At 60.0% G+C, this 15,192-nt stretch carries 12 protein-coding genes; 4 read left to right on the forward strand and 8 right to left on the reverse strand.

What is annotated here, in order from left to right:
• Positions 1-252: 252 nt before the first annotated feature.
• Complete coding sequence (locus tag ASD86_RS25080; RefSeq protein WP_056117154.1) at positions 253-1,176, forward strand: hypothetical protein; 924 nt, start codon at positions 253-255, stop codon at positions 1,174-1,176.
• Positions 1,177-1,268: 92 nt separating this feature from the next.
• Here the strand turns inward: ASD86_RS25080 and ASD86_RS25085 are convergent, their stop codons facing one another.
• From ASD86_RS25085 to ASD86_RS25100, 7 genes are all read right to left on the reverse strand, one after another.
• Positions 1,269-1,589, reverse strand: coding sequence for a hypothetical protein (locus ASD86_RS25085; RefSeq protein WP_056117156.1), 321 nt, complete (start codon positions 1,587-1,589; stop codon positions 1,269-1,271).
• A 147-nt stretch (positions 1,590-1,736) separates the two neighbouring features.
• Positions 1,737-2,117: a hypothetical protein gene (locus tag ASD86_RS27140; RefSeq protein WP_157477121.1), complete on the reverse strand. Its 381-nt coding sequence runs from the start codon at positions 2,115-2,117 to the stop codon at positions 1,737-1,739.
• Between the two features lie 712 nt (positions 2,118-2,829).
• Positions 2,830-3,207: a hypothetical protein gene (locus tag ASD86_RS27145; protein ID WP_157477123.1), complete on the reverse strand. Its 378-nt coding sequence runs from the start codon at positions 3,205-3,207 to the stop codon at positions 2,830-2,832.
• Between the two features lie 117 nt (positions 3,208-3,324).
• On the reverse strand, positions 3,325-3,735 hold the full coding sequence (locus tag ASD86_RS27150) for a hypothetical protein (RefSeq protein WP_157477125.1): 411 nt from the start codon (positions 3,733-3,735) through the stop codon (positions 3,325-3,327).
• A gap of 935 nt (positions 3,736-4,670) precedes the next feature.
• Complete coding sequence (locus ASD86_RS28100) at positions 4,671-9,539, reverse strand: RHS repeat-associated core domain-containing protein (protein ID WP_235567896.1); 4,869 nt, start codon at positions 9,537-9,539, stop codon at positions 4,671-4,673.
• A gap of 226 nt (positions 9,540-9,765) precedes the next feature.
• A complete protein-coding gene (locus tag ASD86_RS25095; protein WP_046655750.1) occupies positions 9,766-10,932 on the reverse strand; it encodes a PilT/PilU family type 4a pilus ATPase in 1,167 nt (388 codons plus the stop codon).
• Positions 10,933-11,037: 105 nt separating this feature from the next.
• Positions 11,038-12,075 (reverse strand): type IV pilus twitching motility protein PilT, encoded by a 1,038-nt coding sequence (locus ASD86_RS25100; RefSeq protein ID WP_036109068.1) that lies wholly within the window; start codon positions 12,073-12,075, stop codon positions 11,038-11,040.
• Positions 12,076-12,265: 190 nt separating this feature from the next.
• Between ASD86_RS25100 and ASD86_RS25105 the strand changes: the two genes are divergently transcribed.
• Positions 12,266-12,952, forward strand: a complete 687-nt coding sequence (locus ASD86_RS25105) for a YggS family pyridoxal phosphate-dependent enzyme (protein ID WP_255357318.1) — start codon at positions 12,266-12,268, stop codon at positions 12,950-12,952.
• A gap of 45 nt (positions 12,953-12,997) precedes the next feature.
• Here ASD86_RS25105 and ASD86_RS25110 read toward each other — a convergent pair whose 3' ends face one another.
• Positions 12,998-13,396 (reverse strand): hypothetical protein, encoded by a 399-nt coding sequence (locus tag ASD86_RS25110; protein ID WP_056117160.1) that lies wholly within the window; start codon positions 13,394-13,396, stop codon positions 12,998-13,000.
• A gap of 355 nt (positions 13,397-13,751) precedes the next feature.
• On the opposite strand from ASD86_RS25110, the gene proC reads away from it, so the two are divergent.
• Positions 13,752-14,588 (forward strand): pyrroline-5-carboxylate reductase, encoded by an 837-nt coding sequence (gene proC / locus ASD86_RS25115; RefSeq protein WP_056117163.1) that lies wholly within the window; start codon positions 13,752-13,754, stop codon positions 14,586-14,588.
• Positions 14,585-15,058 (forward strand): DUF4426 domain-containing protein, encoded by a 474-nt coding sequence (locus ASD86_RS25120; protein ID WP_056117165.1) that lies wholly within the window; start codon positions 14,585-14,587, stop codon positions 15,056-15,058. Before proC ends, ASD86_RS25120 begins: the two co-directional genes overlap by 4 nt.
• The last annotated feature ends 134 nt before the right edge of the window (positions 15,059-15,192 follow it).

The raw sequence follows: 15,192 nt of genomic DNA on the forward strand, positions 1-15,192 counted from the left end.
CGGGAACGGTTCGAGTAAGTGACTGCGACGCGGGCATGCGTCCGACGATCCGGGGTCGGACGACAGTCGCCGGGCCGCGAACCGGCCTCGCCTCGGCGCCAGCCACCGCCGGCATCGCCAGACGACCCGGTCAAGCCCCGGCTAGGGCAGCCCCCAGGTTTCTGCGCCCCCCGCGGCTTGCTACGGTGCACTGACTGAAACCGTTTTCATCAGGGCTGATTCTCACGGGACCCCATCCCAAGGAGCACTCTCATGGCAGACGCAAGTTCCGGAGTCTCGGGCTCCTCGCAGAATTCTTCGGCCTCCGCTCAACAGAGCCAGGCCGCCAACGAAGCCGCCGAAGCGCAACGCGCCGCCGAAGCCGCCGCGGCCGCAGCAGCGGTCAACGCCACGCCGACGCCCGCGCTGACCACGGTCGAAGCCGCGCCGGTAGACCTGAGCGTGCCGATGAGCGCGCTGTCGCAACTCAACGCAATGCAGGTCAACACCCCCGCGCTCGACTTCTCCTCACTGACGACACTGGGCGGCGTCCCCACCAACGCCACCTACGCCGATGTTGCCCTCTCCGCGCTCGCCACCCCGACGACGACGGTGGAAGAGTTCAACGCCTTCTCGCCGGCCTTCAGCATCGACGGCTTCAACGCCGCCGACATCGCCAATACCGACATCAGCAACGTCGGCATCAACCTCGGCCTGAGCTACACCGGCTCGCTCGACGCGACCATGAACGCCCGCTTCGGCCTGGACCCGGCCAACGTCACCGTGAGCGGCAGCATCGGCTACAGCAACGACCTGAGCAGCTTCAACCTCAGCGCCACCGCCGGCCCGTTCGGCAGCGCGGCCCAACCCAACTACGGCGCGACCGTCAAAGGCAGCCTCGACCTGGGCAACCTCAACGCCTTCGACTTCAGCGGCACCGCGAACTTCAACGCCCAGGGCTTCCAGAACGGCAACGTCAGCCTGGGCCTGACCCGCGACTTCTCCGAAAACCTCAGTGGCTATGCGCGCGGGACGGTGGGCTTTGGTCGCGATGGCGTCAGCAATGTCACTGGCGAGACCGGGCTCAACTACAACCAGGGCGGCACGTCGCTGGGGCTGACGGGGCGCGGGAGCGTGGATACGAATACCGGGGCATTCACCGGGTATGTCGGGGCTCGGGTTGGAATCAGGTTTTGATTGATTACCGCAGCGATTGATATTGCGATATCGCAAAACTCGCCTTGACCTCAGACTCTTACCTACCCTATCCCTATTTAGCTAGTCACATGTTAGGTATAGGGGTCAAAATCGAAAGAAGCACCAATACTCGCAATTTTATTGATCGTGTTTTTTGACAAATGCACAGAAGGACGGATATAGACATCCTCCGCCGACAAGACCAAAGAGATTTGGGGATCATCCCCGAGACCGACTCCCTTTGCCTTCATATCGACTAGGTCACGCACCACAAAATCAATCAACTGAGATATGCAAGTATCGATTTCATCAAGATTGAAATAATCAAATTCTTTAGATGCAATTATCTCATCGAGACCATTGCCGAGCTTCTCACCAATAACTCTTACAAGCACCTTCGTCTTCATTTCCATCTGTAAGGGGTTTCCTCAACTATCGGACCTCTACATCCGTGGGCCTTGACCACAACACGACCATCCTTACAGCCACCAGCCAACAGGGGTCGGAGTGGACTCTTTCGAAAGTCCACTCCGACTCCTATTTTACAAGCGGCGACTCAATCATAGATGCCGAGCACACTCATCGCGCCATCGAAAATAGATATCCGTGGGGAAAAGCTTATCGGTCTTGAACGATTGCTCCACCGGAACATATCCATGGCAACCGCGGTAATCCAGCTCCACCAATACCTGATTCGGCGCACCACTCCGCGCCGAGAGCACTAATGTTTTCGCATCTCTTCGCCAAACACCTCGCACCTCACGCTCTGGGCAAATATCACAATTCTCCTTCGAAACATACGTACCGTCTTTATGCAGCTCGAAGGAACTTGTGACCCCACGGCCTCGCACCCAGACTTCACCACGCTGCTCTTTAATAGAGCATGACGCGACTAAAATAATCATCAACGCAATCAAGAAATTAATGTAACGAAACTTCATGCAGCACCACCTGACAGCTTCCGTAGAGTTCCATTCGCCATGTACGGCATGTTTCTTGCGGTATCACGGATTGCCCAGCAAACAGGGGCAGGAATGGGCTTTTTCGAAAATCCACTCTGCCCCCTATTCCGGCGAGTGGACTTGTCCGAAAGTCCACTCGCCCCCTGAATTCCCGCGCATGGCTGAACAAACCGAGCATACGCTCACGTCCATCGTCAGCAATGACGCTCCATTCTCGTCGCGGCAAAAAGCAGCGGCGGCAGAAGGATGAACTAGTTCTCGCTAAAGCCCATCAATAATTTCCAGGAGCTCCCCCGAGTCGTCATAGCTATAGAATTTTTCATCTCCTATCGCGCCCAAGCATCCTTCGTCGACCAGAGAGACTCGCGTCGCCGCTACCGACCACCCTTTCGGCGTCTTAGCCACTATGTAATCACATCCTTCAGAGGTTCCGGCACAAAACCTCGCTGATTCGGCCATAGCCTTTTTAGCAACGACCAACGCATCGCCCTTTAAGCCCGAAGGAGAGACTCGACCACCGCACGGAATATTTTTCGGTGAGCAGCCTACGACACCCAAAAGCAACAACGTCCAACTTCGGTTTAGCCAAACATTACTCATAGTCACGGAGCCCGCCAGGACACGTACTGTTTCGCCACTGAATCAGTCAAAGCTACAACAGATAGCTGAATGAAGACATCTCACATGATGTTCACCGGGCATGCTTATGGCGAACGGCTAACCAGCAATGTAGCGTTACAGGATTAAAAACCAAGAAAACAAGCAGAAACCACTTATTAATTAAAACAAGCAGCAGCGAAGAATAAGAAACCCCGACCACAAAAGGAAGAGCCCTAAACATTCTTGGCATAAGAACGCACAGGAAAACTTCCAGTACGACCGATATTAGCGAGAACGCCAAGGCGACTAAAGGGGAAAAAATCAAAAACATCATTGGCGACATCTCTGGCCTTAAATCCATCCAGAAATAATAAACAACCCTGATCACCGAAAAAGCGATCGCCGAGGCAGCCGCGCCTAAGGCGACTAACCCATAATACTTCAATCCTGCACCCCTCACTTTCTGCACTCATACATCGAAAACATACCGGCACACTCCAATCGAAAATATGGATCGAAGTAGACTTTTCGAAAGTCCACTCAGACCCTTATCTTGGAAGCGCAAAGTTTCAATCCGACCTACTCTCTAGATGGCTTCACGATCAAGCTGTTTCGGCTTGATCGCTTCCCAGAAGAGCCACGGCTGATCCAAGCAAGCTGGAACGGTTATATCGAATGACACCATTCCATTCGCTGGCGCTCGTCCTCTGTCGGCTAGCTCTTCTTCCTGAAAATAAATTGGATAACGGCGCCCCTTCCACTCCGACGGCGACAGGACATCAAATTGTGTCGAAGAAAAATCGACTCCAAATCCATCGAAATCCATATGCAGAACGTTTTCCTTCGTCTCACTTATAGTGCCGGCCAGAAAAATTTTCTGACCAGAATCCGTTGGTGGCATATCCCGGCAACGGTAAGGAGTAAGAGTGGCGCCACTCGAATGCGCACAGCTTGACAATGAAAATAAAAACAAGCAGAGAAAAATATTATTATTCATACATACTCCGACATTAACCGAAGCCGTGAATGTCATTGTAAGGGATAGCAACGAGATTGACTAGGCATGTCCGGCCCCGGGTCTTTAGGCACGCCCAGTCCAGAAAATAGAGGTCTGAATGGACTTTTTCGAATGTTCACTCCGCCCCCTATTTTGAAACCTAAGCGGCTATGCGCGTGGCACCGTGGGCTTTGGTCGCGATGGCGCCAGCAATGTCACCGGCGAGACCAGCCTCAACTACAACCAGGGCGTGACATCGCTGGGGTTGACGGGGCGTGTAAGTGTGGATACGAATACCGGGGATTACACCGGATACGTTGGAGCGCGGGCTGGGATCAAGTTTTGACTGATCGTCGCGGCGATTGATATAGCGCTGTCGGGAAACTCAATCTGATTCCGACCTTCTTGTTCTCACGACCTTTGCGGCGTGAGATCGACCGTTCGCTTCAGCAAGCGAATAGGGGCAAGAGAGAACTTCTCCGAAAGTCCACTCTGCCTCTCTTTCGCAGACCTTCTTTCGCTATGGATTACCGGCCCACTTGTGTGAGTGCGGACGGATATCAGGCTGTAGATACCTGCGTGCCGCGCTTGATTACACGGCGTGACTGGACAGTCTGAGCTACACCCAGTAGAAGCAAAGAAGCGCGCCACTAAAGCTCACTGGCCTTTATCGATATGAACCACCCGCAATTTAGAATTAAAAACCACCGAATAGCCGAATCCCGGAGGACGAGGCACGTTAACCGGTGTACTGGAAGGAACCGCCGTCCAATATATAATTTCGCCGCAATCAACCCTATCCAGCAGCAGATAACTGCTTAAACCTTTCTTCTCCAGCTCAGCCCTGACCATCTCGGGAACTGATCTTTCCACACCAACACTCGATACGCATTCCTCGGATTGTGCGCATCCGATTGCCGAGATCAAAAGGAAATTTACCAGCCATATGCGTCGCATCTATAGCGCTTCCTCTCCGAGCTTGCCACCCTGAGCTGGCTTTCGATATGGCTCTTACACGGCGGGCATTGTCCTTCACTAGTAGCTTCGAGCTTTTTCAGACAGGATGCACCGATTTTGTATGCCCTGCACTCAGTCTCAGCATTAGCTATAATAAAAGCATCGTAAGCGAAATCTACCGGATATGGCGCAGCACCCTTTGGGCGATTTTTACATACGCTACCGAATTTAGCCTGCAAAAAACGTCTATGTTCGTTTTCGTGTAATTGCGTACACTGCCGCCCACATGTGTTGTCGCAGTTTGAAACGACGAGACCACCCTTGCCATCACAATATGTCAAACCATAGTTACCACCACAATTGGCCGTTGGAAAAACAACCTCCAACCCTAAAGGATCCACCCATAGCACCGGGTTTGAAATGGCATAAGCGTAGGTACTGACACCACCTCTCAATCCGATAGGATCACTCTGGATATAACGACCGCCAGCTGACTCATAGTCACGATAATAGTTGTAACTTAGGCGACTTAACGAATCGTATCGCTGCCCCGGAAGCCGCATATCGAGCACAAGTGCAATGCCGTCCAAATCCGGATCTTGATTCGGCGCACTGTCGCCAAACGCCTCGCCCTTCAAATCCCAGCTCCAGACCGCCACATTCCGAACCGGATCGATCACCATCCGCGGTGTACCCAAGTGATCGGGTTCGATGTAGTGCAGCGCCTGCTGCGCGCCGTTACCGGCCCACAGGCCAACCGGCAGATCATCCATCCAGATCGCCTGCTGGATCACATTGCCATTGTCGTCGTACTCGCCCAACCACTGGCCAAATTCGCTATAGACCACATGGCGATCATTGGCAGCGGTGTACTTACGAACCTGCTCGCCCTTGCCGTTATATACATAGGTTTGAATCAGGGTCGCACCCTGCTTGAGTTCGCTGCTACGGCCAGCGTCGCTGTAAATGAAGCTGTTCACACCGATCTGGATGGAATTGCCGCTGGCGTCATAGGTCCGCGGACTGTCCGGACCGGCCTGTGTCAGGCGGTGGCTGTCGGTCGGGTAGGTATAAGTCTTGCTGCCGCTTGCCGTAGTTATGCTCTGGCGGTTACCGGTGGCGTCATAGGTATACGCCTCGATCGCCGTATTGGTCGGCCCATCGCGCAACGCGGTCAAACGATTTAGTGCGTCGTAGCCGAAGGTCAACCACGTATTGGTCGCGCCAGCGGGCGTGAGCTTGTCGATATTGCCGACCGCATCGAAGCCAAAACCGACCGACAGACCGCCGGCGGACGGATCGACGACGGCCGAGGTGCGGTAATCCAGATCGACCGGCCGCGCGAAAGTACGGCCGTTGCCGTAGGTCCAACCCGCGGTCGGGCCGAACGGGTGATACGTGGCCTGGCTCAGCAGCACTTCGGTCGTCGCGCCCGCAACCGCGCGCTTGGTGTCGATCTGGCTGATGCGACCCTGCGCGTCGCGCTGATAGGTCACGACCGCGCCGTCGGGATAAGTCAGGCTGCTCAACTGCCCCGCCAGCGTGTACGCATAGCGCACCACGAACACTTTGCCGTTGGTGGTCTGCACCTTGCGGACCGTGCGGCCGAAGCGGTCGTAGCAGTACTGGGTGCTGCCGCTCGCATCGGTGATCAGCGACAAGCGGCCCTTGGCGAAGGTCTCGCCCGCGGCGCAAACGGTGGGCACGGCGTCGTACTCGTAACCCACGTTGAGGCTGGTGGTCGGGTACGCGACCGCGATCGGCCGATTGAGCGCGTCGTAGCTGTAGGTGCGCGTGATGTTGCGCGCGTCGGTTTCGGTCTTGCGATTGCCGGCGCTGTCGTAGGTATAGGTCGACACGCCGGTATCGGGACTGGTCAGCTGCACCTGATCGCCGAAGCCGTTGTAGGCATACGTGGTGTCGAGATTCTTCGGATCGGTGACCTTGGTCAGGCGATCCAGCGCGTCGTACTTGAACTCGGTCTTGGCGTTGATGCCGCCGACGTCCTGCAATGTCTTGGCCAGGCGATTGAGCGGATCGTAATCGTTGTCGACCTTGCGGCCCAAGGCGTCGGTGGTGACATCGCCATTGCCGCTGGCGTCGTAGGTGAAGCCGGTCGGGTGATCGTAGGCCGTCTTGGCGGTTTTCAGCTGACCGAGCTGGTTGTAGATCCGCGACAGCGTGCGCTTCAACGCGCCATTGCTGTCGCGGGTGTCTTCCTTGGTCCGCGCGCCGGCGGCGTCGAGCGTGTAGTGGATGCGGTTGCCGACGTTGTCGTAGATATCGGTCAGACGGTGCGCCGCGTCGTACTCGTAGCGGATGAAGGCGCCGTCGGGCTGGATGACTTTCTTGACCTGTCCGATGAGGTCGTACTCATAGCGGATGATCACGTCATCGGTTTCGGAACCGGCGTCGGGGCCGCGCATCTTCGTGCTGGCCAACCAGCCGCGCGGCAGGTACTCCATATCGGTGACGACACCGTTGGCGTCCTTGCTGGAAAGCAGACGGCCGCTGTAGTCGTAGCGCAGGAACTCGGTAACGTGTCCCAGCGAGTTGGTGATCTTCCACAGATCGCCTTTGCGGTAGGCACATGTGGCCGGCGACGTGGCGCAGGTGGCGTCATCGCTGGCGTAATAGGTGTAGCTGGCGATGTCGTTCACATCGGCGCGAGGGCCGTCGACCGATTTGATCGAGCCCACGACCGGGCAGATGCCGGCCGTCACGTCGCTGGGATCGCAGTACGCGGTGGTTACGGTTCGCTCGGCCGCGGTGGCTGGATCGACCTGGGTCGATGTCAGGGCCTGACCGCGACCGTTGTAGGTCCACTTCGACTTGGCTACCAACGCATTGGTGTTGTCCAGAATGCGTCGCTCGCTCGGCAGCGAATAGGACGGAACCCAATCCGTCTGCGTGGTACGGGTAAACGCCGTTACGTTGCCATTTCCAGAAGCCAGCCCGGTCTTACGAGTTAGCTCGTGAAAATGATCGTAGGTGTACTGGGTCCGCATGCCACGTGCGTCCTCGCTCCATTGCCGACGGTTGCCGCTATAGAACGCCGTATCGGTTCCGGCCACGGAGCCGTCGGTGACGGACATCGCGACCTTGGTCGGCTGACGAAAAATCTCCGTGGAGAAGGTATAGGCCTTGGTCGATCCCGTCGGCAGCGTCACCGTGGTTCCACCCGAAGCACCATAAGTTAGCGTGACTTTGCCAGCGCCATCCGCGTGATCGCTGACCACGACACGGCCGAATTCGTCGTAATCGTAGGTCGCGTAGCGCTGCCCGTTCTCGTCGATGACGCCGGTCAGATGATGGCTGAAGTTGACTGGATTGCATCCCGGCACCGTGGTGCCGGCGGCGTTGCGGCATAGATGGCCAACCTCGGCGTAGAGATATTCCCTGCCCTCGCCGGCGCTGTCGCCCGCCTTGCTGGCATGAGTCAGTCGACCCATGCTGTCGTAGACATAATCGGCCAGAGTCACGCCGTCGGCGGTGATGCGCGCAAGTCGAATGCCGTTGTCATCGAGTTGCGGCGCTATCGCGGCCGCGTAGACGAAGTTCAGTGAACGACCCGACGGGCTCCGCACCCTGAGAAGATCGCCAGCAGCCAGACACATTCCAGACTGGACATCGCCGTCGGTGCAGTAATCGAGAAAGAAAGCCCGCCCGGCGCGATTGAAGCTGACCAAGCGCCCGCTGTCGTTGAACCATTGCAAGTCCTGCGAAGCCGCCGAAAGACGCCAGCGGCCGCGCTGTGCGGCGATCTCATCGGACTCTTTGATCAGGACGACGCCGGGCCGGTTGGTGGACGCGTAGGACGAGGTCGTCGAATTGAACTTCAGCGCTTCGAGATAGCCTTCGGGCGTGATCCATATTTGTGGGGCGCCCGCGGACATCATGAGCCGGGTAGAGAACGAATGCGCCCAGCTGTCGGTCAGACCCGACTGCAGAACCAGGTCATTGATCGAGTTGTAGGCGCGCGAGAATGCGCCGCCTTCCCAGTCGAAATCGGGTTCGCGGTATTCCTTATTGCCGGTTGCGGCGACCGCTGGATTACCGTCCTTGCAACAGGAGTCATGCTGGGCCGATTTCCAGTAGATTTCTCCGCGCGAAGTATTGGCGCAGGCGTATGGCCATTTATCAACATTCGGATTTGCCCACGTGCCCTGGAATAACTCCGGACACTTGAACCAGTCGGTACGCCGAACCCTCCAAGACCTGAGGCTGGTAGCGGACAGTCTGACAAGGTACTTGCGCGCGCTCGGATTGCTCGACGGATAGTCGCGTCGCAGATAAACGTATTGCCCACTGTTTCCCCAACCCGGCCCATCCTCTAGATAGTAAGAACCTTCGTAATAGTGATCCAGGACCGGAACGGAATACGAGGCGTTGATGTCAGCCGCCAATTTATCTTCGTCGTCACAGGCAACCTGACCATTCGGCTGAGATACACCGTTCGAGCTGCAACCGAGCCCCTTGCCCCACTCGTCGTCAGCTACGTAATAGTCCCCATAGTACGTAGGAGCCACCGTTTTGACGGCGTAGGTCTCCGAGAAATTCCCGCCGCCCGCTGTCGTCGACTTCAACTCCAACAGCGAGTTACCACTGGGTGTTGCCGGCTCGGTCCGAATGAACTGTTCCGCTTCGGCCTTGGTCTTGAAGCAGGCCGACTCCTGGCTCACGGGCATGTAGCGATTGGCGCAATACCGATCGGCCGCCTTGGACAGATTGGGCATGAGTGTCGCCGCCAAAGCCAAGCAAACCAGCAGCAGAGCGCGGGTAGAAACGCTGAAAACCATGTCATCCATCCGGTGAAGAAAATAGCCGCGAGCAAAGCGGCGGAACATCCGTGATCGCGCGTGCGCTATCGATCGAGCGTATCTGGCAGGCGTGGGGCAGGCCGTACTCTGGAGAAATCCCAGGGCGATGATCACCGTTGCGCACACCAGCTTTCAAGACGCGAAGCTTGCGTAATTCAAACAGTCACATACCACCGTCTCAAAGCTCGCGACGTTGACGGCCGGCACAAAAAAGCCCGGCATCGCCGGGCTTTTTTTGAAAACATCGAAGAGCTTATCTAACCTCAGCCACCTCAACCCCATCCAACCCCTGCGACAAAGTCCGCGCATCGCCGCCCTGCGCCAACTTGATGCGCAAGCGCACCTCATTCTGCGAGTCCGCATAACGCAGCGCGTCTTCGTAGCTGATCTCGCCAGCCTGGTACAGCTCGAACAAGGCCTGGTCGAAGGTCTTCATGCCCAACTGCACGGAGTCCTTCATCAATTCTTTCAGCTTGTGGATTTCGCCGTCGCGGATGTAGTCCTGGGCCAGCGGGGTGCCGAGCAGGATTTCCATGGCGACGCGGCGGCCCTTGCCGTCGGGGGTCGGGATCAGCTGCTGCGCGACCACGCCCTTGAGGTTCAACGACAAGTCCATCAGCAACTGGTTGCGACGGTCTTCCGGGAAGAAGTTGATGATGCGGTCCATCGCCTGGTTGGCGTTGTTGGCGTGCAGCGTGCACAGCACCAGGTGGCCGGTTTCGGCGAAGGCGATGGCGTGGTCCATGCCTTCGCGGGTGCGCACCTCGCCGATCATGATCACGTCCGGCGCCTGGCGCAGGGTGTTCTTGAGCGCGGCTTCCCAACTGTCGGTGTCGATGCCGACTTCGCGCTGGGTGATGATGCAGCCTTCGTGGCGATGCACGAATTCGATCGGGTCTTCGATGGTGATGATGTGGCCGGTCGAGTTCAGATTGCGGTAGCCGATCATCGCCGCGAGCGAGGTCGACTTGCCGGTGCCGGTCGCGCCGACGAACAGGATGATGCCGCGCTTGGTCATCGCCAGCGTCTTGATGATCGGCGGCAGGTTCAGTTCTTCGACGGTCGGAATCTTGGTCTCGATCCGGCGCAGCACCATGCCGACCTGGTTGCGCTGGTAGAAGCAGCTCACGCGGAAGCGGCCGATGCCGGTCACGCCGATGGCGAAGTTGCACTCGTGGGTCTTTTCGAACTCTTCGCGCTGCTGCGGGTTCATCACGTTGAGCACGAGGTCGCGGCTTTGCTGCGGCGTCAACGGGTTCTGGGTGATCGGGCTGATCTTGCCGTGGACCTTCATCGACGGCGGCATGCCCGAGGTGATGAACAAATCCGAGGCGCGCTGGTGCGCCATCAGCTTGAGGAAGGAAGTGAAGTCGATCGCGCCGGAGGCGGTGGTCGGGTTGGTCGGGGCCGGGGTATTCATGGGGCTACCTCCTCGGGAGGTCTGGAGCTAAAGGGGGAATCGTGCCAAGGCCGATTCGTCCGAGGGCTCGAGCCGGCGCGCGCAGCGCGGCGCCGGCGCGCGCGATCAGTCGAACAGGCGCTTGTCCTTCGCGTACTCGCGTGCCTGCGGACGCAGGATCATGCCGCGCTTGACCAGATCCTGCAGATGCTGATCGAGCGTCATCATGCCGTAGCCCTGACCGGTCTGGATCGCCGAATACATCTGCGCGACCTTGTCCTCGCGGATCAGGTTTCGGATCGCCGGGATGCCGACCATGATTTCCCAGGCCGCGGTACGGCCGCCGCCGACCTTCTTGAGCAGCGCCTGCGAAATCACCGCGCGTAGCGATTCCGACAGCATCGAGCGCACCATCGGTTTTTCGCCGGCGGGGAACACGTCGATGATGCGGTCGACGGTCTTGGCCGCCGACGAGGTGTGCAGGGTGCCGAAGACCAAGTGGCCGGTTTCCGCCGCGGTCAGCGCCAGGCGGATGGTTTCCAGGTCGCGCAACTCGCCGACCAGGATGTAGTCGGGGTCTTCGCGCAACGCCGAACGCAAGGCCTCGTTGAAGCCGTGGGTGTCGCGGTGGATTTCGCGCTGGTTGATCAGGCACTTCTGCGAGGTATGCACGAATTCGATCGGGTCTTCCACCGACAGGATGTGCGCGTACTCGTTCTTGTTGATGTGGTCGATCATCGCCGCGAGCGTGGTCGACTTGCCCGAGCCGGTCGGCCCGGTCACCAGGATCAGGCCCTGCGGCTGTTCGATCAGCTGACGGAAGATCGGCGGGCAGCCGAGGTCTTCCAGGGTCAGCACTTCGGAGGGAATGGTACGGAACACGGCGCCGGCGCCGCGGTTCTGGTTGAAGGCGTTGACGCGGAAGCGCGCCAGGCCGGGGATTTCGAAGGAGAAGTCGACCTCGAGGAATTCTTCGAAGTCGCGCCGCTGCTTGTCCGACATGATGTCGTAGACCAGCGCATGGACCTGTTTGTGGTCCAGGGCCGGGATGTTGATCCGGCGCACGTCGCCATCGACCCGGATCATCGGCGGCAGGCCCGCAGACAAATGCAAGTCGGATGCTTTGTTCTTAACCGAGAACGCCAGTAGTTCGGCGATATCCATGCGTGCTCCCCGCACTGCAGGGACCCGTCAGCCGGGTCCGTTAAAGCCAGCCACATTGGGCCCAGCCGCTTTGTGGTCAGATGCAACTCTAAGCTGGAACCAAACCACCCCCAAGAGGCAGTATAGCCCCCGAACGGCATGGCCGATCCAGCCCCTTCATCACAGGATTCCCCACGTGCCCGAGCACGTCTTGCACGATATCTTGCATCAGTTGCAGCGCGCGGCGCATGACGCCGGCAGGCCGGTTCCTCGATTGCTTGCGGTCAGTAAGACCAAAGATGAGACAGCGGTCGCGAATCTGGCGTTAGCAGGGCAAACGGCGTTCGGCGAGAACTACGTCCAGGAGGCCGCGGCCAAGCGCGCGGCCATGGCCGGCACCGGCGCGGCCGGTCTGGCGCTGGAATGGCACCTGATCGGCCATCTGCAGTCGAACAAGGCGGCGCAGGCGGCGGCGCTGTTCGATTGGGTGCAGACCGTCGACCGGGCCAAGCTGGCGACCGCCCTGGCCCGCCACCGCGATCCGCAGGCGGCACCCTTGAACGCGCTGGTCCAGGTCAATATCGACGACGAGGCCAGCAAGCACGGCTGCCGGCCCGAGGACGTGCCGGCGCTGGCGGCGGCGATCGCGGCCGAGCCGCGGCTGCGGCTGCGCGGGCTGATGGTGATCCCGACCCCGCACGACGACCCGGCGCTGCGGCGGCCGGCGTTCGCCAAGGCCAAGGCGCTGTTCGATGCGCTCGCGGCGGAGCACGGCGCGGCGGTGGACACCTTGTCGATGGGCATGAGCGACGACTATGCGATCGCGATCGCCGAGGGCGCGACGATGGTGCGGATCGGCACGGCGTTGTTCGGGGCGCGGGTGCGGGCTACGGGGTGAGTCAAGGTGAGTCGGGGAATCGGGCGATACCGACAGCGGCGCCGCTCAGCGAGCGAACAGCCGGAACGGGGCGCTCAGCAGGCAGCCCAGCCACAACGAGGCGAGTCCGTCTGAGGCTTCATCGTGCCAGCCGCTCTTGTCGTCCCACAGCAACGCCTTGTCGTCGATCTGCACACTCCAGACCGCATCGGCCAATACCTCGCGACGGATCCGGTTGAGGCAATCGACCCAGTGACGCGCGCCCTGGTGGACCGCGAATGCCTTGTTGTCGGGCAGCTTGGTCGCGCCGGCCAGCACCTGGCCGTCGCGCAATCGGTCCGCGCCGTACAGGGTGAAGCTTTCCCAGTTGAGCCCCTTGCCTGAAACGTGATCACGCTCGATCTCGGCGGACTTGTCGAATTCGGCGACGATCGCATCCAGGCGCTGCTGTTCGGCGTCGTTCAACCGAAGCTCCCGTTTCGCGTCGTAGTAGAGGCTGATGCTGATGGCGGCGACCTGAAACGGCTGGGTGGATCGGCGGTGACCGATCGATCGCCAGCAGGTTAGCACCGTGCACGCGGCCGACTTTGGCAGTCGTCGGCGCCCCACTCGTCCGCGTCGGCGCGACGATCGAACAAACCCGACGGACATGCGCGACATGCGCGATCTGTACGGCCTGTGCGACGCCGTACCGGTTCGAACTCCTCTCGGCCGCAGCATTCGCCTACTCACGCACAGCGCAGCGATCATCGGGCCGGCAACCGCAGACAGCCACCGCGGTTGTTATCCTGAGCCGGATTCTTCAACCGCGTGGTCGCTCATGTCCGAACCCTCTTCCTTTCCCATCGGCCCGGTCGCCTTCATCGGCGGCGGCAATATGGCGCGCAGTCTGATCGGCGGCCTGGTCGCGCGCGGCGTGGCGGCGGGCGACATCCGCGTGGTCGAGCCGGTCGCGGCCTTGCGCGAAGCGCTGCAGCGCGATTTCGGCGTGGCCTGTTTCGACAATGCCCAGGCCGCGGCCGAGGGCGCGTCGGTGTGGTTGCTGGCGGTCAAGCCGCAGGTGATGCGCGAAGTCTGCGCGAGCCTGGCCGAACAGGCACGCGCGCAACGGCCGCTGGCGATTTCGATCGCCGCCGGCATCACCGCCAGCCAGCTCGACCGCTGGCTCGGCGGCGAGGTCGCGGTGGTGCGGGCGATGCCGAACACGCCGGCCTTGCTCGGCGTGGGCATCACCGGTCTGTACGCCAATGCCGCCGCAGCGTCGCGGTTCGATCAGGCCGCCGGTCTGCTCGACGCGGTCGGACCGACCGTGCGCATCGACGACGAAGCGCAGATGGACGCGGTCACCGCGGTCTCCGGCAGCGGCCCTGCCTATGTGTTTTTGCTCGCCGAAGCGATGCAGCAGGCCGGCCAGATCCAGGGCCTGTCGAGCGAGGCGGCACGCGCGTTGGTGCGGCAGACCTTGCTTGGCGCGGCGACCATGCTGACCCAGAGCGAGGAACCCGCCGAGGTCCTGCGCACGCGCGTGACCTCGCCCGGCGGCACCACCCAGGCCGCGATCGAGACCTTCGAAGCCGGCGGTTTCCGCGAGTTGGTCGATAGCGCGATCGCCGCGGCGACCCGGCGCGGGCGCGAACTGTCGGCGGCCAACGAATGAACCGCGTCGCCCGATATTTCATCGTTGCGTCCGTGTTGGCCTTGCTCGCGGGCTGCGGGCGCGAACCCTCGGCGCGGCAGCCCGACGGCAACGCCGCGCGCAGCGAGGAAGTGGTGCGCGCGGGCGATGTCAGCATTCGCGCCAGCGCGATCCAGACCGCGCAGTTGTCGCCGGCCATCGCCCAACGTTACGGCGCCGCCCACGACGCGCGCACCGTGTTGGTGGTGGTGTCGCTGCGCAAGGGCGACGACGCGACCTCGGTGTCGTTGCCGGCGAAGGTCGCGATTAGTGTCGGCGATCTGCTCGGCCGCAAGCAGGAGGTGGTCGTGCGCGAAATGCGCGATGGCGAACTGCTCGACTACGTCGGCGTGGCGACGGTGTCACCACCGGATACGTTGCGCTTCGAGGTAACCGTGGTGGGCGAGGATGGCAAGCGGCATGTGTTGAAGTTCAATCGCGATTTCTTTTGAGGTTGGCTCGCGGCGCGGCTTGGATAGGCGTTATTTTCCGAGCCGCCGCTACGACCTGATGGCATCGACGCATGTGTGGTTTCGCGGTCGCGGCTCACGCCGCTCCTACATGGGCTTCCTGTAGGAGCGGCGCG

The organism is Lysobacter sp. Root690 (assembly GCF_001427785.1).
Classification (GTDB): Bacteria; Pseudomonadota; Gammaproteobacteria; order Xanthomonadales; family Xanthomonadaceae; genus Lysobacter.